This window comes from Corynebacterium imitans (genome assembly GCF_000739455.1).
Lineage (GTDB): Bacteria > Actinomycetota > Actinomycetes > Mycobacteriales > Mycobacteriaceae > Corynebacterium > Corynebacterium imitans.
On the sequence record NZ_CP009211.1, the window covers coordinates 113,252 to 133,330 of the forward strand.

Annotated in this window: 19 protein-coding genes and 4 tRNA genes; 10 read left to right on the forward strand and 13 right to left on the reverse strand. The window is 63.9% G+C overall.

All coding sequences use genetic code 11. From position 1 onward, the window contains the following. Nucleotides 1-23: 23 nt before the first annotated feature. Genes CIMIT_RS00490 through CIMIT_RS00500 form a run of 3 tightly spaced genes read right to left on the reverse strand, consistent with a single transcriptional unit; the run spans nucleotide 24 to nucleotide 3,284 of the window. Nucleotides 24-1,958, reverse strand: coding sequence for a galactan 5-O-arabinofuranosyltransferase (locus CIMIT_RS00490; protein ID WP_038587665.1), 1,935 nt, complete (start codon nucleotides 1,956-1,958; stop codon nucleotides 24-26). A 31-nt stretch (nucleotides 1,959-1,989) separates the two neighbouring features. After that, nucleotides 1,990-2,643 carry a response regulator transcription factor gene (locus CIMIT_RS00495; RefSeq protein WP_038587668.1) on the reverse strand — a complete coding sequence of 218 codons (654 nt, stop codon included), beginning with the start codon at nucleotides 2,641-2,643 and terminating at the stop codon, nucleotides 1,990-1,992. Next, nucleotides 2,640-3,284 carry a sensor histidine kinase gene (locus CIMIT_RS00500; protein ID WP_328286432.1) on the reverse strand — a complete coding sequence of 215 codons (645 nt, stop codon included), beginning with the start codon at nucleotides 3,282-3,284 and terminating at the stop codon, nucleotides 2,640-2,642. The genes CIMIT_RS00495 and CIMIT_RS00500 overlap by 4 nt, the downstream gene beginning before the upstream one ends. A 140-nt stretch (nucleotides 3,285-3,424) precedes the next feature. Here CIMIT_RS00500 and CIMIT_RS00505 point away from each other — a divergent pair, with 140 nt between their 5' ends. Both CIMIT_RS00505 and CIMIT_RS00510 read left to right on the forward strand, forming a co-directional pair. Continuing rightward, the gene (locus CIMIT_RS00505) at nucleotides 3,425-4,090 is read left to right on the forward strand and encodes an ABC transporter ATP-binding protein (RefSeq protein WP_231910312.1); all 666 of its coding nucleotides are present in this window, start codon (nucleotides 3,425-3,427) and stop codon (nucleotides 4,088-4,090) included. Further along, on the forward strand, nucleotides 4,087-5,460 hold the full coding sequence (locus CIMIT_RS00510) for an FtsX-like permease family protein (RefSeq protein WP_038587678.1): 1,374 nt from the start codon (nucleotides 4,087-4,089) through the stop codon (nucleotides 5,458-5,460). The genes CIMIT_RS00505 and CIMIT_RS00510 overlap by 4 nt, the downstream gene beginning before the upstream one ends. Here the strand turns inward: CIMIT_RS00510 and CIMIT_RS00515 are convergent. The 3 genes from CIMIT_RS00515 to CIMIT_RS00525 all read right to left on the reverse strand — a co-directional run bounded on the left by CIMIT_RS00515 (nucleotide 5,457) and on the right by CIMIT_RS00525 (nucleotide 7,957). Further along, nucleotides 5,457-6,221, reverse strand: coding sequence for a decaprenylphospho-beta-D-erythro-pentofuranosid-2-ulose 2-reductase (locus tag CIMIT_RS00515; RefSeq protein ID WP_038587681.1), 765 nt, complete (start codon nucleotides 6,219-6,221; stop codon nucleotides 5,457-5,459). The genes CIMIT_RS00510 and CIMIT_RS00515 overlap by 4 nt on opposite strands. Before the next feature lie 12 nt (nucleotides 6,222-6,233). Continuing rightward, complete coding sequence (locus CIMIT_RS00520; protein ID WP_038587682.1) at nucleotides 6,234-7,613, reverse strand: FAD-binding oxidoreductase; 1,380 nt, start codon at nucleotides 7,611-7,613, stop codon at nucleotides 6,234-6,236. A 107-nt stretch (nucleotides 7,614-7,720) separates the two neighbouring features. Next, the gene (locus tag CIMIT_RS00525) at nucleotides 7,721-7,957 is read right to left on the reverse strand and encodes a hypothetical protein (RefSeq protein ID WP_038587685.1); all 237 of its coding nucleotides are present in this window, start codon (nucleotides 7,955-7,957) and stop codon (nucleotides 7,721-7,723) included. Nucleotides 7,958-8,001: 44 nt separating this feature from the next. Here CIMIT_RS00525 and CIMIT_RS11955 point away from each other — a divergent pair, with 44 nt between their 5' ends. After that, nucleotides 8,002-8,748, forward strand: coding sequence for a hypothetical protein (locus CIMIT_RS11955; protein ID WP_051904676.1), 747 nt, complete (start codon nucleotides 8,002-8,004; stop codon nucleotides 8,746-8,748). Nucleotides 8,749-8,759: 11 nt separating this feature from the next. Next, a complete protein-coding gene (locus tag CIMIT_RS00535) occupies nucleotides 8,760-9,203 on the forward strand; it encodes a GtrA family protein (protein ID WP_038587687.1) in 444 nt (147 codons plus the stop codon). Here the strand turns inward: CIMIT_RS00535 and glfT1 are convergent. Then, complete coding sequence (glfT1, locus tag CIMIT_RS00540) at nucleotides 9,200-10,114, reverse strand: galactofuranosyltransferase GlfT1 (RefSeq protein WP_231910313.1); 915 nt, start codon at nucleotides 10,112-10,114, stop codon at nucleotides 9,200-9,202. The genes CIMIT_RS00535 and glfT1 overlap by 4 nt on opposite strands. 202 nt (nucleotides 10,115-10,316) lie before the next feature. On the opposite strand from glfT1, the gene CIMIT_RS00545 reads away from it, so the two are divergent. Next, nucleotides 10,317-11,030 carry an Abi family protein gene (locus tag CIMIT_RS00545; protein WP_038587695.1) on the forward strand — a complete coding sequence of 238 codons (714 nt, stop codon included), beginning with the start codon at nucleotides 10,317-10,319 and terminating at the stop codon, nucleotides 11,028-11,030. Nucleotides 11,031-11,042: 12 nt separating this feature from the next. Here CIMIT_RS00545 and wzt read toward each other — a convergent pair whose 3' ends face one another. Both wzt and wzm read right to left on the reverse strand, forming a co-directional pair. Next, nucleotides 11,043-11,837, reverse strand: coding sequence for a galactan export ABC transporter ATP-binding subunit Wzt/RfbE (gene wzt, locus CIMIT_RS00550; RefSeq protein WP_038587698.1), 795 nt, complete (start codon nucleotides 11,835-11,837; stop codon nucleotides 11,043-11,045). A 14-nt stretch (nucleotides 11,838-11,851) separates the two neighbouring features. Continuing rightward, complete coding sequence (wzm, locus tag CIMIT_RS00555) at nucleotides 11,852-12,700, reverse strand: galactan export ABC transporter permease subunit Wzm/RfbD (RefSeq protein WP_231910387.1); 849 nt, start codon at nucleotides 12,698-12,700, stop codon at nucleotides 11,852-11,854. 170 nt (nucleotides 12,701-12,870) lie between these two features. Between wzm and CIMIT_RS00560 the strand changes: the two genes are divergently transcribed. Next, on the forward strand, nucleotides 12,871-14,082 hold the full coding sequence (locus CIMIT_RS00560) for an aminotransferase class V-fold PLP-dependent enzyme (protein ID WP_038593548.1): 1,212 nt from the start codon (nucleotides 12,871-12,873) through the stop codon (nucleotides 14,080-14,082). 15 nt (nucleotides 14,083-14,097) lie between these two features. Here the strand turns inward: CIMIT_RS00560 and CIMIT_RS00565 are convergent, their stop codons facing one another. Then, the gene (locus CIMIT_RS00565; RefSeq protein WP_038593551.1) at nucleotides 14,098-15,060 is read right to left on the reverse strand and encodes an NAD(P)H-quinone oxidoreductase; all 963 of its coding nucleotides are present in this window, start codon (nucleotides 15,058-15,060) and stop codon (nucleotides 14,098-14,100) included. A 54-nt stretch (nucleotides 15,061-15,114) separates the two neighbouring features. Here CIMIT_RS00565 and CIMIT_RS00570 point away from each other — a divergent pair. Further along, nucleotides 15,115-15,202, forward strand: a tRNA-Ser gene (locus tag CIMIT_RS00570). Between the two features lie 5 nt (nucleotides 15,203-15,207). On the opposite strand, the gene CIMIT_RS00575 is transcribed toward CIMIT_RS00570, so the two are convergent. Together CIMIT_RS00575 and CIMIT_RS00580 are read right to left on the reverse strand one after the other, a co-directional pair. Beyond that, nucleotides 15,208-16,335: an aminotransferase class V-fold PLP-dependent enzyme gene (locus CIMIT_RS00575; protein WP_038587704.1), complete on the reverse strand. Its 1,128-nt coding sequence runs from the start codon at nucleotides 16,333-16,335 to the stop codon at nucleotides 15,208-15,210. Nucleotides 16,336-16,355: 20 nt separating this feature from the next. Beyond that, a complete protein-coding gene (locus tag CIMIT_RS00580) occupies nucleotides 16,356-16,769 on the reverse strand; it encodes a hypothetical protein (protein WP_038587707.1) in 414 nt (137 codons plus the stop codon). Nucleotides 16,770-16,833: 64 nt separating this feature from the next. Here CIMIT_RS00580 and CIMIT_RS00585 point away from each other — a divergent pair. Both CIMIT_RS00585 and CIMIT_RS00590 read left to right on the forward strand, forming a co-directional pair. After that, nucleotides 16,834-16,925, forward strand: a tRNA-Ser gene (locus tag CIMIT_RS00585). 2 nt (nucleotides 16,926-16,927) lie between these two features. Continuing rightward, nucleotides 16,928-17,003, forward strand: a tRNA-Arg gene (locus tag CIMIT_RS00590). 52 nt (nucleotides 17,004-17,055) lie between these two features. Here the strand turns inward: CIMIT_RS00590 and CIMIT_RS00595 are convergent. Continuing rightward, nucleotides 17,056-19,422: a hypothetical protein gene (locus CIMIT_RS00595; protein WP_038587710.1), complete on the reverse strand. Its 2,367-nt coding sequence runs from the start codon at nucleotides 19,420-19,422 to the stop codon at nucleotides 17,056-17,058. Between the two features lie 263 nt (nucleotides 19,423-19,685). On the opposite strand from CIMIT_RS00595, the gene CIMIT_RS00600 reads away from it, so the two are divergent. Continuing rightward, nucleotides 19,686-19,758: transfer RNA gene (locus CIMIT_RS00600), tRNA-Arg, on the forward strand. The last annotated feature ends 321 nt before the right edge of the window (nucleotides 19,759-20,079 follow it).

Here is a 20,079-nt window from a genome sequence, read left to right on the forward strand (position 1 = left end):
GTCACCTTACTGTGACTGCCCCGTTATGTACGCACCACTACCGCAAACGGGCCGATCTGTTCCACGTCCCACTCGTCGTTATCGAAGGCTTCCGCGTTGAAGAACAGGCCCTCGTAGCGCACGTTCGGCTCGTTGGGGAAAATGTCGTGCGCCACGTGCGTCTTATAGCCTTCGCCGGGCTCCTCGACGTCGCCGCGGAAGATGAAGGCGACGGGCGGGGCCCACTTGGAGTCGTCGATGGCTTCTGTGAGCGTCTCCGGGTCGTCCCAGGACAGCTGCGACCAGGCGATGAGTTCTTCGTTGCGCAGATCGAACTCGCCGAGCGGGTTGGCGTAGTGGCTGGTAAACGCGTTGAAGCCGAAGTAGGGGTTATACGCCATGTAGTTAATCTCGTCGGTGTAGATCACCGCCTCGTTCGGCTGGTAGCCGTGGGATGTGAGCAGCTCGGTGATCTCGCCGTAGTACTGGGCGGCGTCGGGCGGGAAGCGGTCGGCGCGCTCGCCGTAGCCGTCCGTGTCGGCGTAGGCCTGGTCGATGTGGGACTCGTTTTCCGACGGGATCTGCTGCACGTAATGCAGGCAAGCGGACGTCACCACAATCGCGATGATCGCGATAATGGTCTGATTCGTCGCAAGGTTGAAGCGGGAGGGGAAGAAGTAGTCCAGCCCCACCAGGATGATGTCGGACACCGCGAGGATGCCGGCGGTGATGAACAGCAAGATGATCAGCACCTCGACGCGGAAGCCCAACAGCGAAGTGCCGAGCAGCGTCGCCGCCATCGAGGCAAGGCACCACACGTAGCAGACGATCGCGCCTACGCCTAGCGACGCCACCTCACGCTCGCCGGCGCGCATCACGATAAAGATCATGCCCAGCAGCGACAGCAGGCCAATGATGGAGAAGGAGAAGAAGGGCAGCGGGAAGACGGTGCCCTCCTCCGGCAGGAAGTGGTTCGCCGTGGACTGGACCTCGTAGTTGCCCGAAAGCACCGCGAAAATATAGCGCCACCAGGTCAGCGCGGCAACCGCCAAGGAGGACACGCCGATGATCAGCAGGCGGATAATAGGGCGCGCATCGCTGGTGGTCAGGAAGGCGACCAGAAACGCCATCGTCACCACAAATAGCGCGGCAATGGCGGTAAATAGCGTGTAGAAGCTGGCGGAGATTCCCAGGTAGAGCGCCATGAAGATGATAGCGTTGCGTGATCCGAGCAGCGCGCGGTACGTAATCACCGTGGCGGCGGGGAAGAACATGGCGACGAGCGCCGCGTAGGGCTCATCCGGCGTCTCCGTCAGCACGACCGCGGTGGTGAAGGTGGCGATCGCGCAGGCAATCGGCAGCGAGCCGACAATCTTCTGCCACACCGGCACTAGCATCGCCGCGCCCGCCGCCAGCGTAATCAGCGCCCAGGGCTGGAAGACCTCCCAGCCCGGCACGCCGAGCAGGTCCGCCACGCGCCCACCCAGCCAGAACCAGCCAATGGGATAGAAGGACGGCAGGTCCACGTAGTTCATGTCCGCGTTGGCGGCCGTTTCCGTCATCCGCGACAAAAACTGGGTGCGAAATCCCTGGTCTACCTGGATACCGTCGAGCCACAGGCGGGTCGCGGACAGCGGGATCCCCAGCGCGGTGACCACCAGGGCCGGGGCCGTGAGGTGCATGATGATGCCGTTGAACCACTTCCGGGTGCCGCGCAGCCAGAGGACCGCGCAGACCAGACTCACAATGAGCACGATCAGCGAGCCGGCAGAGGACAGCGCACGAATCGCCATGGAGGTGTTGTAGGCGGGCAGGGACACCGAGTGCAGCACGAACCAGACGAGCGTGGTGATAAGCGCACCGAGCCCGCCAGCAAGAAGCGTGCGAATGAGAGTCTGCTGCGCGGAAAGCGGATCCGGGGCGTAGCCAGTGGTGCGCAGACCCTCCGGGGTCTCCTCAACGGTAGCTGTCGTGGTCATGCCCTCTAGTTTCGCACAACTCGGTGAGCCACTAGTCCACACCTCGCTCGGAGAGGAACATCAGGATCGCGCGGACTCTCCGGTTGTCCTCGTCCGGGGTGAGCCCCAACTTGGAGAAGATGCTGGAGACGTGCTTGGCCACGGCCGCCGAAGAGAGGAAAAGTTTGGCCGAAATGTCGGCGTTGGACAGCCCCTCCGCCATGAGTTCGAGGACCTCGCGCTCCCGCGGAGAAAGCTCGCGCAGCCACGGGGCGCTGGTGTGCATCAGCGAACTGGCCACCTCCGGGTCGATGACTACCCCGCCGTCGGCGACGGTCTCACAAGTGGCGATGAAGTCGGCAACCTCGGCGACCCGGTCCTTGAGAAGGTAGCCGGTGCCGCCGCCAAAGTTTTGGCCGAAAAGTTCGCGAGCATAGGGCGCGGCCACGTACTGCGACAGGACCAGCACGTTTAAGCCCGGGTGGCGTTGGCGGAGCTGAAGGGCCGCGGTGAGTCCATCGTCGCGCATGTGCGGGGGCATGCGGACATCGGTGATGACAAGGTCGGGGAGGGGCGCGGCGTCGATAAGCGAGATCAGCTCGTCGGCGCTTGAAGCTTCCCCGACGATGTCGTGGCCGCGCCGGGTGAGCAGACCGGCGACGCCTTCGCGCAGCAGGGCAGAGTCGTCTGCAACCACGATCTTCACGCGCCCACCCCGCTTTCGCCGCGGAAGAGCAGCAGCGGGATGCGCGCCGCAACCGTCGTTGGGCCGCCGACCGGCGAGTTCAGCTCGAGAGTGCCGCCGAACGCGGCGACGCGCTCGCGCATCCCGTCGAGGCCGCGGCCGGGGAGAAACTCCGCGCCCCCGTCGCCCTGATCCGTGACGACCACGTTGAGCGTGTCGTCGCAGGTGATGAGGACGTTCACTGGGTGTCCTTCCGCATACTTCGCGGCGTTGGTGAGCGCCTCGGTGGTGAAGAAGTAGGCGGCGGCAAGCACGGACGCGTCGATCGCGGGCAGCGGGTGCGGCGCGCGGACGCGCACGTGGGGGCCGTACTGGGAAGCGGCAGTTTCCACGGCGGCGACGAGTCCCCGGTCGGTCAGCTCGGTGGGGTGGATGCCGTGGACGGTGCGGCGGAGGGTTTCGAGGCCGCGCTTGAGGTCGGTGGCGGCGGCGTCGAGAAGCGCGAGGGTGCTCCCCTCAGCATCGAGCTTTGCCTCGCCGACCTTCATCGCGGCGGCGACGAAGTGCTGCTGCGCGCCGTCGTGCAGGTCGCGCTCGATGCGCAGCCGCTCCACCTCATACGCCTCGGCGATCTTGCGACGAGACGCCGTCAGCTGGTGCACGCGTTTCGCTGCACTCTCCTCGTGGTTGGCTCGTTTTCTCCACCTCATAGATGCATAGACTAGCGAGGTAGTGCTAGCACTACCCGTTTTCGGGCGCGAGCACCATGGTGAAACTTTTCGGCCAAAAGTTGAATGGAAGCATGCTCGAACTGCAAGACATCACGAAATCATTCACCCAACAACGCGTGCTCGAAGGCGTGAGCCTGAACGTGCCCGCCGGCGAATCCGTGGCCATCATGGGACCATCAGGCTCCGGCAAGTCGACGCTGCTGCACTGCATGTCCGGCGTGCTCACCCCAGACTCCGGGCAGGTACTTTTTGAAGGCAAAAACATCGCAGCGCTTGACGACGCCGCGCGTTCCTCACTCCGCCTCAACCACTTCGGCTTCATCTTCCAGGACGGACAGCTTTTGCCCGAGCTCACCGCCACCGAAAACGTCGCGCTGCCCCAGATCATGCGCGGCACCCCGAGGAAAGACGCCCACGAGCAGGCCGAGGAAATGCTTACGAGGCTCGGCTTGGGGAACTTTGTCTCAAGGTTTCCAGGCCAGCTCTCGGGCGGGCAGGTGCAGAGGGTCGCGATTGCACGAGCCTTGGCGGGTCCGCCGAAAGTGGTCTTCGCCGACGAACCGACCGCGGCCCTCGACCAGGCGACCGGGCACGAGGTGATGCAGGAGATCGTCGCAGTGGCGCAAAAGTTCGGCGTCACCCTGGTCTTGGTCACGCACGACCCGAAGATCGCGGCCTGGTGCAACCGGCGCATCGAGATTCGCGACGGCCTGATCCACTCGGAGGTGGCAGCATGAGCGCGACCACACTGATGACGGCAACGAGGGTCCGCTCCAAAGAGGCCTCTTCTCAAAGGGGCTCCGGCGAGCGCTGGGTGCGAAAGCTCTCCGTGGCCGCGCTGGCGGTGGCCACGTGGATGCTGTGCACACTCGCCGGCGGCACCTGGATGTTTGTTCAGCGCGACAGGCAATACCCGAACCTCGGCGGCGACATCGACATCCCGCTGCTCTACATCGGGCTCGCACTCTTCGCGTGCGCGCTGCTCGTCCCCACCCTGCTCACCCTGCTCACACAGGCGGCGCGGGCGGACCTGAGCGGGCGCGAGCAACAGCTCGCGGTGTTAAGGCTCGTCGGCGCGACCGCAGGTGAGGTACGCGGCATGATGATCCTGGAGGCGCTGCGCAGGGCCCTCGTTGGGCTGAGCATCGGTACGGTGGCGTACCTAGCGAGCGTGCCAGCCTGGTCAGCGCTTTCCTTTCAGGGGACGCAGATCGGTACCTGGGAAATGTTCACCTGGTGGGTCGTGCCGATCGCGTGGGCGGCCGTCGCGCTGCTCGCCGCGGGTTCCGTGTGGCGCGCGCTGCAGCAGGTGGCGGTCACACCGCTCGGCGTGACCAAGCGCGTGCCGCACCCCGGGCAGAAGGCAATCACGACCGTGTGCGCCGTCGCCGCAGCAATCGGGCTGTACACCTGGCTTGCTCGGCACCCGGTCGCGCCGGAGGCCGATTTCGTGGACGTCCTGGTGGCGCTCGTCGTCTTCATCGGGTTCTTGGTGGTGAATACGCTGATCGCCGTCGGAGTGATCCAGATTGTGGCGCGCTTCAGCTACCGAATCCCAGGCGCGTACAACTACGTAGCGACGCGCCGAGTGGGCCGCGGCGCAAAGAACACGTGGCGCAGGTGCAGCGCGCTGTTCTTCGTCGCGTTTACCGCCGGGGTGGCCGGGGCGTTCCAGGGCATTGCGGAAAGTGAGGTGGCCCCCGAGGAGGCGCTCATCGTGCAAGATTTGCCCAAGGGCATCGCCATCACGGTGCTCTTCGGCGCGATCCTGCTGGTGCTGTTCACCCTGCTGACGCAGGCGCTCGCGGTGGTGGAGCAGAAGCAGCTGACCAAGTCGCTCCACTTCATCGGTGCGGCACCAACTTTTCACACAAAAGTTGCGGTGCGCGAAATTGGGGTGCCGATGGTGGTCGCAGCGCTGCTGGGATTTGGGCAAGGCGCGCTCGTCGGCCTGGCCATGGTCGGGGCAACGCCCGACGGGATCGCAACCGTACTGTTCTTCGGCGCGCTCATCGCGCTCGCCCTGGTCGGCTGTGTTGGTGCCGTTGTTGTTTCCGGCCGGCTCCGCGAGAAGGTGCTCGCGGAAACCGGCCGGTCAAACGACTAGAAGCTCAGCTTCCGCATGATCGGCGCCGGGATCGCCTTAAGTACCAGCGAGATCGGGCCGAAGAGCTTGTGGACGAACACGTTGGACTTGCCGCCCAGCGCGGCGTCCACCGCGGCCTGCGCGACCTCTTCCTTGTCCACGGTCAGCGGTGCCTCGTCGAGGCCCTCGGTCATCTTGGTGCGAACCTGGCCCGGGCGGACCACGGTGACGTTGATGCCATAATCCCGCAGTGCTTCGCCGAGCTGGAGGTAGAAGCCGTCCATGCCGGCCTTGGAGGCACCGTAGACGAAGTTGGAGCGGCGGACCTTCTGGCCGGCCACCGAGCTCATCGCGATAATGGTGCCGTGACCTTGGGCTTTAAACTTTTGGCCCAAAAGTACGCCAACCGAGATGGGGGCGGTGTAGTTCGTCTGTGCGGAGGCGACGGCGGCGGCCTGGTCCTGCCAGAGCTGTTCCTGGTCGCCCAGGGTGCCGAAGGCCACGATCGCGACGTCGACGTCGCCGTCCTCGAAGGCGGCGTCGATCACGCCCGGGTGGGAGTCAAAGTCGGTGGCGTCAAAGTCGATGAGCCGTACCTTGGAGGCACCGGCGGCGGAGACTTCCTGCACCGCGGCGTCGATACGCGGCGAGCCCTTGCGCGCGGCGAGGGTGACGGTGGGGTTGCCGCCGCGGGAGGCGAGCTCGGTGACGATGGCGAGGCCGATCTCCGAGGTGCCGCCGAGCAGCAAGATGTTCTGGGCTTGGCCAACTGCGTTCAGCATTGGGGTTCCTTTCTAGTGCAGCTCGAGGCGGCGGGACATGTCGGAGGCGAACACTCCGGTCGGGTCGATCTCGTTGCGGGTCTTCAGCCAGCCGGGGAGCTCCGGGTACATCTTGTGGAACTTCTCGGCGCTGGTGCGGGACTCCTTGGCCAGGTAGAGGCGGCCGCCGAACTCCATGACCTGGTCGTCGAGGCGGTCGAGGAAGGTGTTGAGCCCATCGCGGATCGGGAAGTCCACGCACACGTTCCAGCCCTTCATCGGGTAGGACAGCGGCGCGCGGTTGCCCTCGCCGAACAGCTTGAACACGTTCAGCGCCGTGTAGTGGCCCGAGGACTGGATCTGGTAGATGATGTCCTTGAACGGCTCCACCGCGTTCGTGGGCACCACGAACTGGTACTGCAGGAAGCCGGCAGAGCCGTAGCCGCGGTTCCACTCGCCGATCAGGTCGAGCGGCTGGTAGAACTGCGTGAGGTTCAGGATGTCGTTCTTCGAAGGCGAGCCCATCATGTAGTACGCCTCGCCGATGGCGGACAGCGTCAGCTTGTTCATGGTCCAGGACGGGAAGATGTCCGGCACCGTCATCAGCTGCGGGGCCTTGAACTTCAGCGGGTCCTTCGCCAGCTTCGGTGCGTACTCCTTGAGCTGGTCCAGGGTGGCCAGCGAGCCGCGGGAAATGGTGGAACGGCCCGTCTTCGGCGGCGCGGAGATCGCGTCGAACCACGCGGAAGAGTAGGTGTAGCCCTCCTCCTGGCCGTGGGAGTGCTCCTCGATCGTCTCGTCGAGCGTGTTGGTGCGCACCGTGTCGGAGATGAAGTAGGCGGTCTCCGTGAACGTCATCTGAATGCGGGCGCGCAGGATGATGCCGGTCAGGCCCATGCCGCCAACGGTGGCCCAGAACAGCTCAGAGGTTTCGCCCTCTGGCTCGAGGTGGAGCACGCGCCCGTCGGCAACCAAAAGCTCCATGGAGAGCACATGGTCGCCGAAGGAGCCGGCGGAGTGGTGGTTCTTGCCGTGGATATCGGGGCCGATCGCGCCGCCGATGGTGACCTGGCGGGTGCCGGGCAGGACGGGGACCCACAGCCCGTAGGGCAGCGCGGCCTTCATCAGCTGGTCCAGAGTGACACCCGCGTCGACGTCCACGATGCCGGTGTCCGGGTCGATGGAGTGGATCTGGTTGAGCGGCTGCATGTCGACGACCAGTCCGCCGCCGTTCTGCGCCGGGTCGCCGTAGGAGCGGCCCATGCCGCGGGCGATGACGCCGCGGCCGCTCTCGGCCGCGACCTGCACGGCCTTCGCGATGGTGTCCACGTCCGGGGTGGAGACGACGTGCGCCGTCGACGGGGCGGTGCGGCCCCAGCCGTAGAGGGATTTCAGTTCGGTGTGAAGTTCCATATCTCCGCTTCTGATCAAACTAAAGGTGGAAAAGCTTCTTCGTGTTCGAGCCTACCCACAACGCGTGGAACTTCCGGTATTGAAAGGTGTGATCTTAGACAGATTCTTTAGAGATCCATGATCTGCCTGATCTCCTCCGGCAGCTCCTCCTGCGAGGTGATGACGGGTTTACCTGCCTCTTTGTGCTCGCGCAGCAGCTCGTAGATGCGCCCGCGGCCCACCGAATCCACGAACGGCAGCTCCTCGACGAACAGCCGCACCATGAAATCCGACAGGGGCGCGTCGACGCGCTGAGCTGCCTCGTGGATTGCGTCCGGGTCGTCGCCTTTGTAGTGCTTCCTCATGCGACTCACCATAGCGCGCGCGAAAAACCTCTATTGTGGGCGCCATGGGCAGCACGCTATATACGGAGCACCTGGCGCCGGTGATTCAACTTTCACCCGGTGCCACGCTCATGGTGCGTATTGCGCTCACCTCCGACGAGGAGGTCTACCGCTGGGTCGGCCTCGACTCGTCCACCACGATCGAGCAGTGCCGCGAGCTCGTCGCTGCCCTCTTCGGCATCACGGAGACGGTCGGTTCGCCAAGCCAGGGCCTGCTTGTCGACGTCCTCACGTCCCCCGGCGACACCGCCACCTTCACCTGGGGCCTGTGGCAGTTCACCATGCTGCTTGCCGACGTCTACCCCGGCGGCAGCGACGGCCCCGTCTGCGTCGCCGGCGACGGCTCCTTCGCCGGCAACGAGGTGGACCTAGACCTGACAGGAAGCACGGTGCGACCCGAGGTGCGCGACGTCATCAGGCGCGCCGAGTCTTTCGACTTCGTGCCGCTCCTGCAGGTGCTCGCAGACGGGGAGCGCACCTTGCCTGCGGGGGAGCGGGCGCGGCTGGCGGGGCTCGTTCCGGCGTCGAGAAGCAAAACGAGCGATGCTTTCTGGGTACACGTGCTGGCGATGGCGTGCTTCGAGGATTGTCCGACGACGCGACGCCTGGTGCTCAGCCTCATGCGGGCCCTGGGCTGGGAGGACACGGACGCCGACGAGGTGTTCACGCTGAGCCGTGCGGGCGAGGCGTTCGTGGGAGATTTGTCAGCGGTTGACCGGCTGGAAATTCTGCGCGAGCTGCTCCACGGGTAGACTAAGCGCCCGTGTCTTCCTCTTCCGCAGTATTCAAGCAGCTCGTGCCGTTTTTGATCATCGGTATCGGCTGCGCGGTCATTGACTTTGGCATCACGTATTCGCTCACCGAGCTTGTCGGCACCCAGCGCGATATGGCCAAAGCCGTCGGCTGGGTCTTCGGCACGCTGACCGCCTACCTGCTCAACTCCAAATTCGCCTTCCAGGCCGAGGTCAACGCCAAGAAGGCGGGCGCGGTTTTCTTCCTCTACGCGGTGACCTTTGTGGTGCAGCTCCTGCTGTATCGCTGGACGGAGGGCCCGCTGATCGCCATGGGCATCGACACGAACCCGTGGAAGGACGGCGTCTCCTTCGTCATCGCGCAGGGCGTGGCCACCGTGACGAACTTTGTGCTGCAGCGCCGCGTGATTTTTAAGGAAGAAACAAAGATCATCGCCGAGCAGGACCCGCGCTAGGGGCGTCGGAAGTCCTCGCGCGCCCCGCGGCGCAAAAGCTTGAGCCACTGGAAGAATTCCCGCGGGTTTTTGCGCTCGATGAGGAAGAACCAGCCGAAGCGAACTACCTCCTGCAGCTGCATCTTCTTCATCCCCCGCTGGTTGATGATGTAGCCGCGGTTGCGGTAGGTGAAGTAGCGCTTCGTGGGGTTGTCCGGCCACTGTGCGTGCGCGCGCCCGCCCATGATCGGGTGGAACTCGCCGGAGCCGTCCGGGTGCAGGTAGCTGGTGGTCAGCGCCGTACCGTACTTCAAACCCGACTGAGCGAGGCGGCGGTGGTACTCCACCTCGTCACCGCGGATAAACAGGCGGTAGTCCGGCACGCCGATGCGCTCCATTGCGCGGGCGGAGATGAGCGCGCCGTTAAACAGTGAGGCGTACTGGGGGAGGAAGTCGCCCTCCAGCTCATCGACGCGCCGGTGCCACACCGTGCCCTGACGCAGTGGGAAGGCGAGCTTCTCGGGGGCGTCGATATTCGCCACGATCGGGCTGACCTCGTGCAGTTCGTGTGCTTGAGCTACCCGGTAGAGCTCGGCAAGGACGTGCTCGTCGGCGGGGCGGCCGTCGTCATCCGCGCACCAGATCGCGTCCGCGCCGAGCGCGAGCGCGTGGAGGAACCCGTAGGCGAAACCGCCCGCGCCGCCCAGGTTTGTGTGGCTGGGCAGGTAGACGGCGCGCTCCCCCGCGAGCTCTTCCAGCAGTTCCTTGACTTGTGATTCCGCCCCGTTGTCCACCACGATCACCCACTGCACAGGGTGCGTCTGGCGCACCACTTGCTCCAGCGAGTGCCGCAGCAGGTCCACGCGCTTATGGGTCACGATCACGGCAGCGGTGCTCCCGCTGGAATGGAGAGGTTGCGGGGTGGAAGTCATGTGTTTCATTGTGCCTTATCGCAAGAGAAAACCCCTCCACAGCCATTCCGCTGAACGGGTGACTTATGCGTGAGAGGGGAATACGGGTTTGAGTATAAGCTGGTGACCGAAACTAAGCAATACTTTTGGGGGAAAAGTGGGAGTAGCTCATTTTAAGAAAGAATGGATCTCGGACGAGCGACTCAAACCATACTTGGAGAGAATGTTCCACGCGGAGGAAGCAGCTCTGGAGCTGTACCTAGTGGACCGTAAACTCGCGAGTGCGTTTTTCCGCGACATTGCATTTATCGAGGTTGCGCTGCGAAACGCCATCAACCGACTTTTGGCCGAAAAGTTTGGCTCGGACTGGTACGCCAGGGCTGAAGTTGGTTTCGACGCGCGAGTTCGCGGCAACATCAGCGAAGCATGGGACTCACTGCCACGGAGATATACGGCGCAGCAGGTGGTGCGAGGGGCCACACTGGGCAGCCGTATCGTCGCGGCCTCGATGTTCAGAACATGGACCAACATGTTGGACAAAGGTGGCGGGACTGGGCTTGCTGCTCCATTTGAGAGAGCCGACCATGATCAGATTTGGGATAGCGCTGCTTTGTTGGAAGTTTTTCCTGGCGCGAGGCAGCTTGCCAGAGTGCAAGACCCGAATTTCTCGTCTCAGGGACTCACGCGGGAATGGGTGTATCACAAGGTGCTCCCGGTGCGGAAAATTCGGAACCGGGTCGCCCACCATGAGCCGCTAGTGTTGTCGGGAGTTCCGATTACCGGCACCAACCACCGCTTGAGCCCGCGGGAAAGCTTCGACGCGTACATGGATCTTGCGGCAATGCTTGACCGCGACTTGGCGTCCTTCCTGGAAGGGCTGCGAACCAGTGACGAGCTTGAACAAGCAGAACTGCTGCTGGATGCAGTCCCCGATTAGATTGCCTGCAGCTTATCGACGGTCCCCGTGGAAACGCTCCACCAGCTCCGCGACGTACTCGCCGGTTTCCGGCCCCTCGTAGGCACCCACCACGTCCGAGACGAGACCCGCCTGCCGGATCTCGCCCTTGTCCACCCACAGGGCGGTGTTGCACAGCTGGGCGAGGAAGTCGTTGGAGTGCGAGGCGAAGACCAGGATGCCGGAGCGCTCGACCATCTCGGCCAACCGGACGCGTGCTTTGGCCATGAAGGCGGCGTCGACGGCGCCGATGCCCTCGTCGAGAAGCAGAATCTCTGGCTCGATGGAGGTGACCACGCCGAGGGCGAGGCGCACGCGCATGCCGGTGGAGTAGGTGCGCAGCGGCATGCTGAGATAGTCGCCGAGCTCGGAGAACTCCGCGATCTCGTCCATCTTGGCCTTCATTTGTTTGCGGGTCTGGCCGAGGAAGAGGCCGCGGATGATGATGTTCTCGTAGCCGGAGATCTCCGGGTCCATGCCCACGCCCAGGTCGAAGACGGGCGCGACGCGGCCGCGCACATCGGCGACGCCGCGGGTCGGCTCGTAGATGCCGGAGAGCAGGCGCAAAAGCGTGGACTTGCCGGCGCCGTTGTGGCCGACGAGGCCGACGCGGTCGCCCTCGCGCAGGTGGAGGTTGATGTCTTTGAGCGCCTCGACGACGACGGTGTTGGAGGCGTTCTTGCCAATCTTGCCGCCGGCCGAGGACATGACGGCCTTCTTCAGCGAGCGGGACTTAGCGTCGAAGATGGGGAAGTCGACGCAGGCGTTGTAGGTGTCGATAGAAACCATTTGTGGACTCCTTCTTAGACCCAGTACGGCACGCGGAAGCGCATTTGGCGCATCGCCAGCAGGGTAATCCCTAAGCCGATGAGGGTGCAGATGCCGACGATGCCCCAGTGGTAGGCGGCCACCGGCTGGTCGATCATGGGGGCGCGCACGATTTCCAAGTAGTGGTAGAGCGGGTTGATCTCTGCGAGCAGGGCGCGCTGGGCCACCTCACCGCTCTGCTCCTTCAGCGTCTGGGTCGTCCACACGATCGGGGTGACGTAGAACAGCAGCTGCACGAGCGCCTCGAGCAGGGGGGCGACGTCGCGGAAGCGGGTGGCGATGATGCCGAAGAGCATGGTCACCCACACCCCGTTGAGCACGAGCAAGAGCATGGCGGGCACGGCGAGCAGCGTCTGCCAGGTCAGCGGGATGCGGAAGATGATGACCAGCAGCACCCAGATGACAATGTTGTGGGCGAAGAACAGCAACTGGCGCCACACCAGGCGGTAGACGTGCACCGAAAGGGCGGAGGGTAGCTGCTTGATCAGTCCCTCGTTTTCGATGAAGACGTTCGCCCCGTCTTTGACGCAGCCGGAGATGAAACCCCAGACGATGAAGCCGACGGTGACGTGCGGGAGGAACTCGCGAATCTCGATCTGGAAGAGCATGGAGTACAGCAGACCCAGGGCGAGCGCCATCACGCCGGTGGCGATGGTGATCCACAGTGGCCCGAGCGTGGAGCGGCGGTAGCGCTGCTTGATGTCCTGCCAACCCAGCTGCAGCCAGAGCTCGTATTGGCCCCAGCCGCGAACGAGGTCGTTGAAGGCCATGCCCATCGTCTTCGACTTCGACGGTGGGGTGTCGTGGTCTGCGTCGCTGGTCATGCGCGTGACGTCCGCGCGGAGTTGTTGAAAGTCCTGCACCTTTCTCACCCTAGCGTCAACTGTCCGCTTTGCAGCTTTTCGCCCCGGAGCAGGCAGTGTGCGCGCCGGGGGACAACCGGGCATAATTGGGTGCGTTCTCCTACCGTCGATGCAAAGTGAGGGGTGTGGCCGTGGCGTTCGATGTTGCGAGTGTGCGCGGGCTGTACACCTCGCTGGGTGACGGTTGGACCTACCTCAACGCCCATGATGCGCCGCAGATCCCGGAGCGGGTGTCCGCGGCGGTGGCCCGCTCGTTCCGCCTGTCTGCCTCGGTCGCGCCGCCGGAGCCGGGCTCGGGTTCGCACTCCCGTGTCTCGCTGGGGCGTCCCGAGGGCGAGTCTTACGTGCAGCAGGCGCGGTCTGCGGTCGCGGACTTGGTCGGGGCGACCCCGGGGCGCGTCGTCCTCGGCCCGAGCTTGCCTGCGCTGTATATGTCGCTGGCGGTGGCGCTCAAGCCCCTCTTCCGGCACGATTCGGCGCTCGTGCTCAACCGGGTGGACCGCCCGCAGTTGACGGAGGAGCTGCGCCGTATTGGCGCGCCCACGAGGTTTGCGCAGGCCGATCTCGCCACGGGCGATTTGCCCGCCTGGCAGTTCGCCGAGCTTGTCGACGGCGCGACGCGCCTGGTTTCCGTACCCGCCGCGCACCCCGAGCTCGGCACCATCATCGGCGTGGGTGAGATCGTGGAGCGGGTGCGGGAGCGCTCGCGGGCCTGGGTGCTTGTCGACGTCACGTCCTACGCCCCTTACAAACCGATCACCTTCGACGCCTGGGGTGCGGACATCCTCGCCGTTGACCTCTCGGAGCTCGGCGGGCCGCAGCTTGGCGCGCTCGTCTTCCGCGACGAGGCGATGTTTGGACGCCTTGACGCGGCGGCCCTCGACATGGAGGTTTCCGCGGGACTGGCGGGCGGGGTGCCCGCGGTGGTGGAGCACTACGCCTCGCTGGTCGAAGGCGCTCAGGGAAGACCCACCCGCCGCAACCGCCTGACACATTCGATGGGGCAGACCGCCACCTACTTTGACCGGCTGCGCGAGGACCTGGATACGTTCTTGGGTACCCTGCCTGCCGTGCACATTGTCGGCGTGTCCGGCGAGGCGGCGGAAGGCTCGGCGATTGAGCGGATTCCCCGGTTGATGTTTGGGGTGCAGGGCGTGCCGTCGACAATGGTGCACCAGCGGCTCTTGGCCCACGGGATCGTCTCGACCCTGGCGCGGCCGAGCCAGCTGCTCACCGACATGGGCGTCGACGAAATGGGCGGCGCGGTGACGATCGGGCTCGGGCCTTTCAACACCGAGACCGACATCGAGCAGCTCATCCGCACCGTCGCGTCGCTGGCCTAACTTTTCGGCGAAAAGTTACTCACCCACCGTGAGCACGACTTTTCCGGTGTGGGCGCCGGAATCGAGGTAGTCGTGGGCATCAGATGCCTGGGCGAGCGGGAAGGTCTTGGTCACGTTTGGCGCGATCTTTCCGGACTCGATGAGCGGCCAGACGTGCTCCACGGTGTCGGCGACGATGCGCGCCTTCATCGGGCGTGGGCGGGCGCGCAGGGTGGTGGCGTGGACGGACTGGCGGCGCGGCATCATCCGCCCCAGCGAAAGGGTGCCCTTGGGTCCGCCCTGCAGCGCGATGACGACGAGGCGGCCGTCGACAGCCAGCGACTTGATGTTCTGCTCCAGGTACGCGCCGCCGACCACGTCCAGGATGATGTCAGCCCAGCCTTTCAGCTCCTCCGCGAAGTCCTGGGTGCGGTAGTTGATCCCGATGTCGGCACCCAGCTCGCGGCAGTAGTCGAGCTTCTCCTCGCTGCCCGCGGTCACGGCGACTTCTGCGCCGAGCGCCTTGCACAGCTGGATGGCGAAGGAGCCAATGCCGCCGGCCCCGCCGTGGATGAGCACCTTGTCGCCCGCTTGCAGGCCGGCGACCATGCCCAGGTTCGACCACACGGTGCAGGCGACCTCGACTACCGCGGCGGTCTCCTCCAGGCTCAGGTTCTTGGGTTTCGGCGTGAGCTGGCCTTCCGGCACGGCCACGTACTCGGCGTAGCCGCCGCCGGCGAGCAGGCAGCCGACCTCCTCGCCTTGCTTCCGGTCCGTGGTGCCCGGGTCCACGATCACGCCGGCACACTCCAGGCCGATCGTTTCCGGCTCGCCTTTTGGTGGTGGGTACTTGCCCTGCGCCTGGACGAGGTCGGCGCGGTTGACGCCGGCGGCGGTGACGCGGACGAGCACGCTGCCGTCGTCAAGCGAAGGCTCCGGCACGTCAGTCAGTGCGAGCGAGCGGGGATTATCTGGGTCTGTCAGTGCAATTGCTTTCATGCCCACCCAGGATAACGGAGTCGGTGGGCCCATACGGTAGACTTTGCACCCGTTGGAGACGTGGCAGAGCGGCCGAATGCACCGGTCTTGAAAACCGGCGAGGGTCACACCTCCAGGGGTTCAAATCCCCTCGTCTCCGCCAACTACTTACAGCGCGTCCAGCACGTCGATGAAGCGCTGGGCCGCGGCCTGCGGGTCGGCCCATTTATCCAGGCCGAATAGGCCGATGCGGAAGGTGGAAAAGTCCTCCGCCTCCCCAATCTTCAGCGGTACGCCCGAGGCGATCTGCAGGCCATGGGGCTTGAAGGCCGCGCCCGACTGCTGCTCGGGGTTGTTCGCGTACAGCACGACCACGCCGTTCGATTCGAAGCCCTCGGCCGCCACGGAGCGGTAGCCGCGCTCGTAGGCAGCCTCGCGGACGAGTCGGCCGAGTGTCTCCTGGTTTCTCGCCAGGGTGTCCAGGCCGACCTCAGTCGACTCCTTCATGACCTCCAGGTTGTGCAGGATCGTGTCGGTGGGCAGGGTGGAGTGGTAGCCGGCCTGGCCTGCGCGGTAGCCGTCGAAAATCGCGAGCCACTTCTTTAAGTCCAGGGTGAACGAGTCCGAGTCGCTGGAAAGCACCGCCTCGCGGCCGCGCTCTGAGAGCATGACGTAACCGGTGCCGGGGGAGCCGGACCACGATTTTTGCGGCGCGGAGACCAGCACGTCGATGTCCTGCGCCGCCATGTCGGGGAAGGCCGCGCCCGCCGCGATGCAGTCGAGCACGAACAGCGCGCCGTGCGCCTTCGCAATGCTTCCCAGGCCCGCGATGTAGTCGTTCGGCAGGCTCAGGCCCGCGGCGGTTTCCGTGTGCGCGGTGACAATCACGTCGGGTGCATGCTTATCGACGGCACGCTGCACCTCCTCCAACGCCGGAGGCGCAAAAGCAGGCTGCGCATCCTGGCTGGTCGGCTGCGCATTGAGCACGTGGACGGAATCAGTAAGTTTGCCCGCCTCGGTGATCTGGCTCCAGCGGAAGGTAAACAGGCCGGAGCGCAGGATGAGCACCTTCTTGCCGCGGAAAAGCTGGCGGGCCACCGCCTCCATCGCGCCGGTGCCGCCCGCGGGGACGAGCGCGGCCGAATCGGCACCGTAAGTAGAGGTCAGCAGCGAGAGCATCTCCTGGGCGGCGGAGATGAACTTCTGCGACATGTGGTTCAGCGAGCGGTCGGTGAAGACGACCGAGTACTCGAGCAGGCCGTCGGCGTCGATGTCAGGGCGGGGAAGATGTGTCATGCCCCACAGTCTAGCCGGGCTTAGAAGAGCTCTGGGGTGGTATGGAACTGCGGTGACAGCTCGGTGCCGCGTAGTTCGTCCTGCGAGCGTTTCACTGTTGCGCGCTCGACGCCGACGACGAACGCGACGTCAGCGAGGGCCAGCGGCGTGGCAAGGGTGACCGAGGCGTCGCCCGGGTGGCGAGGGTCGACGCCTTCTAGATCCGCGCCGGGGATCTGCCCGAGCGGGACGCCGAGCAGTAACGTGCCTGTGTGCTGGCGCTCGGGTGCGGCGTGTTTGGGGGAGAGGTACAAGGGGGCGTCGAGAAGCATATGGGGCGAAAAGGACTCGATGTCGGCGAGGGCCCACACAATCCAATCGGCGCGGTCAGCAGCGGCGGGGCCCAGGTCACTGCGGGTAGCGACACCGGCGTTGAGGTCAGTGTTGAGCTTCATGCGGCCCACTATACGGGCCCTATTTGGAAGTCGCGGGTGCACTGGGTAGGATGAGCAAAGGCCTGGAGACGTGCCAGAGCGGCCGAATGGGGCTCCCTGCTAAGGAGTTGCCCTCTTTGCGGAGGGCCGCAGGTTCAAATCCTGTCGTCTCCGCCACTGCGCCCGTAGCTCAACGGATAGAGCATCTGACTACGGATCAGAAGGTTGGGGGTTCGAATCCCTCCGGGCGCACCAACAAAACCCCAGATCACAGTGCTTGTGAGCTGGGGTTTGTCGTCTTCTCGGACTACTGCTCCTCGGTGGGGGTAGCCTCTACGGTCGTTTCAGTCGGCACAACCGGGGCAGGTTTTGCCGAGCCGAGAGAGACCGCGGCACTGTCGACGTTCGGGATGCAGTTGGCGCCGCCTGCGATCGCGACGATCGCCGCGAACAGGCCAAGCACACCGCCGCCGATGCCAGCGAGGGCTTCCGGGGTGGTGCCGGCGGCACGTGCGGCGTCGGTAAGCGCGCGGCTCAGCTGGTTACCCACAGCGCCCAGGCCGGGCGTTCCGAGCTGGGTCGACAGCGCGAGCGGGATGATGGCCAGCAGCGGCAGGCCCACGCCGATCAGGGTGGCGACGCAACGCGGGTCGGAAGAGCCGCCCTGCAGGCCAACGTTCGCGTCCACGGTCGGGCCGGCCTGACCGCCCTGGCCGCCCGGCTTGGAGGAGCCGCCGGAGGAGCCCGGGATGCCCTCGACCTGCACGTCCGGATTGCCGTTGTTGTTGGCGTTGTCCTTGACGTCCACCTTGGCGTTATCGGTGATGACGACGGTGGCCTTGGCGTTGTCGGAGATCTTCACATCCGGGTTGCCATTGTCCTTGATGTCGACGTTCGGGTTCGCATTGTCCGAGATCTTGACGTCAGGGTTGCCGTTGTTGTTGGCATTGTCCTTGATATCCGCCTTGGCGTTGTCGGAAATCTTGACGTTGTCCTTGATGTCCGCCTTGGCGTTATCAGAGATCTTGACGTTGTCCTTGATGTCGACGTTCGCGTTGTCGGTGATGACGACGGTGGCCTTGGCGTTGTCGGAGATGTTCACCTCCGGGTTGCCGTTGTTGTTGGCGTTGTCGTGCGGATTGATGTTGTCCTTGATCTCGACGGTTGCCTTCGCGTTGTCGGAGATCTTGACGTTGTCCGAAATCTTGATGTCAGGGCTGCCGTTGTTGTTGGCGTTGTCCTTGATCTCGACCTTCGCGTTGTCGGTGACCACCGGGTTGAAGTTATCGGAGATCTTGATATCCGGGCTGCCGTTGTTGTTCCCGTTGTCATGCGGGTTGAAGTTATTTGTAATCACCGGGTTGCCGTTGTTGGACAGGTTGTCCTTGATCTCGACGGTGGCCTTGGCGTTGTCCGTAATGATCGGGTTGCCGTTGTTGGACAGGTTGTCCTTGATCTCGGCCTTCGCGTTGTCCGTGATGATGATGTTCGGATTGCCGTTGTTGGACAGGATGTTCAGGCCGCCGCCGCCCGCGCCGCCTGCGCCGCCGGTGAGCCCGCCGAGCAGACCGCCACCGACCTTGCCAATGAAATCGGCGACCTTGTCAGCGATCGTCCCACTGGGCGTGGCCGGGTTCTTCGCGCTGATGCGCAGGGTGCGCTCGACTTCCGACTTGCCGTCTTTGAGCACAACCGGAATGGTGAAGACACCGGGGATGAAGTTATTCGGTGCCGTGACCTGGATTCTCCCCGCCTGGGTTGCCACGCCCCACCCCAGTGGGCTGAGCCCCTTCTTTTCCACCGACACGCCTTCTGGCAGATCAAAGTCGTCGATGACCTTGGTGATGTTGCCCTCGAAGTCAACGTCGTAGACTCCGCCAAAGTCTGGCAGGTCCTTCTCCCACTCAGCCTTCGGCATCTCATCAATCACCGAAAGGTTCAAGGTAGAGGTATAGGACGAGCCGTCACCACGGGTGATCTTGATGGGGATCGACACATCGCCCTTCTTAAAAGACAATGCGGACTGCGGGCGCTTCAACTTGAGGGTGCCGTTGTCATTCTCAAGGCCCCAGCTGGCGATGGTGTTGCTGGTAGGGGCAAAGGTGTAGTTCGGGTCGACCTTGAGGCCCTTGACCGCAGCGGAGTTCTCGTTCCAGAAGTTTTCGGTCTCGTAGCGACGTGCAAGGTTGGGATCCGTCTCCCGAGCGTCTGCTGGGCGCTTAGTTACGTTGACCTTCAGGGTGTTCTCGATTTGCCTGCCACCTGGCAAGGTGACAGTGACAGCGACGTCCTTTTCACCTTCGGTGAAGGAAGTGTTTGCGTTCGGGCGGGCGAGTACCACTGTCCCGTCCTCGTTCGCTTCAACTTTCCAGTGCCAAACAGCGGAGCCCTTCGCCTTGATGGACGAGCCAGCTGGCAGGGTGAAGCCGTCTACTACCGCCGGAACATCGCCGGTAAATGTCACAAAATGGCGCGAGTTCCAGTCGATGACAGTCGGCTCAGCGGCCGGGCTGGTGGTAGTTGTGTCTGCATCAGTAGGCGTGCTTGCGGTGGTTTCCGTCGTCGTTGCGACGGTGCTTAGATCCTCAGCAATGCTCTGCGGCACCACGATCGACGGAGCCACAAGGGCGAGAGTGAGGGCGCTTACAGCAACGCCGCGAGAGAAAATGGCCATGTGACCTTCCTTTATGTGTAGATGGGCAGCGAATGATGAGCAATTGCCAACGTCCGATTTCGCTTACCTCAATGTTTCTATCACCTTCGTGCCAATTTCAATAGAGGGATCGCGAAAAACTTTCTTCCCCGCGCGCTTTTGCAGAAGTCCCGGAACATGGTGCTGAAGTTTGGTCCAAAAGTGGTGTTGCAATGGAGTTTTGGTGCTAGCAGCGTTGCAGTGTAAAGTATCTCTTCGTTGTCAACGCAAGGCTTTGACGGCAAGCGCCCGTAGCTCAACGGATAGAGCATCTGACTACGGATCAGAAGGTTGGGGGTTCGAATCCCTCCGGGCGCACAGAACGAAAACCCCGCTTCGGCGGGGTTTTCGCATGCCGGGGGCATTTTGGGTGGTGAAAAGTATATTAGCGCAGCCTAAGAGTGGACTTACGTACAAAAGTTGGCATACGCCTGTCTACGGCATTAGGCTCTATAGGGATTCTAAAGAATTTTCCCAGCTCTCATAAAAAGCCTGAGTACAACCTTACGTATTGGAGAAAACTATGCGCGGAAACCCCAAGCCGTCACGCGGGCTGTTTTCCGGAATGAAGAGGACCGTCATTGCTTCGGCGACGGCACTTTCGCTCGCAGTTGGCGGCATGGCCGTCCCTGCGCTTCC

Coding starts and splice junctions, on each gene's coding strand:
- glfT1 (WP_231910313.1), bottom strand. CDS start 10,114: ATGACTTCCACCCCGCAACCTCTCCATTCCAGCGGGAGCACCGCTGCC.
- CIMIT_RS00490 (WP_038587665.1), bottom strand. CDS start 1,958: ATGACCACGACAGCTACCGTTGAGGAGACCCCGGAGGGTCTGCGCACC.
- CIMIT_RS11955 (WP_051904676.1), top strand. CDS start 8,002: ATGGGCAGCACGCTATATACGGAGCACCTGGCGCCGGTGATTCAACTT.
- CIMIT_RS00545 (WP_038587695.1), top strand. CDS start 10,317: ATGTTCCACGCGGAGGAAGCAGCTCTGGAGCTGTACCTAGTGGACCGT.
- CIMIT_RS00505 (WP_231910312.1), top strand. CDS start 3,425: ATGCTCGAACTGCAAGACATCACGAAATCATTCACCCAACAACGCGTG.
- CIMIT_RS00515 (WP_038587681.1), bottom strand. CDS start 6,221: ATGCTGAACGCAGTTGGCCAAGCCCAGAACATCTTGCTGCTCGGCGGC.
- CIMIT_RS00580 (WP_038587707.1), bottom strand. CDS start 16,769: ATGAAGCTCAACACTGACCTCAACGCCGGTGTCGCTACCCGCAGTGAC.
- wzm (WP_231910387.1), bottom strand. CDS start 12,700: ATGACCAGCGACGCAGACCACGACACCCCACCGTCGAAGTCGAAGACG.
- CIMIT_RS00510 (WP_038587678.1), top strand. CDS start 4,087: ATGAGCGCGACCACACTGATGACGGCAACGAGGGTCCGCTCCAAAGAG.
- CIMIT_RS00565 (WP_038593551.1), bottom strand. CDS start 15,060: ATGAAAGCAATTGCACTGACAGACCCAGATAATCCCCGCTCGCTCGCA.
- CIMIT_RS00520 (WP_038587682.1), bottom strand. CDS start 7,613: ATGGAACTTCACACCGAACTGAAATCCCTCTACGGCTGGGGCCGCACC.
- CIMIT_RS00525 (WP_038587685.1), bottom strand. CDS start 7,957: ATGAGGAAGCACTACAAAGGCGACGACCCGGACGCAATCCACGAGGCA.
- CIMIT_RS00595 (WP_038587710.1), bottom strand. CDS start 19,422: ATGGCCATTTTCTCTCGCGGCGTTGCTGTAAGCGCCCTCACTCTCGCC.
- wzt (WP_038587698.1), bottom strand. CDS start 11,837: ATGGTTTCTATCGACACCTACAACGCCTGCGTCGACTTCCCCATCTTC.
- CIMIT_RS00575 (WP_038587704.1), bottom strand. CDS start 16,335: ATGACACATCTTCCCCGCCCTGACATCGACGCCGACGGCCTGCTCGAG.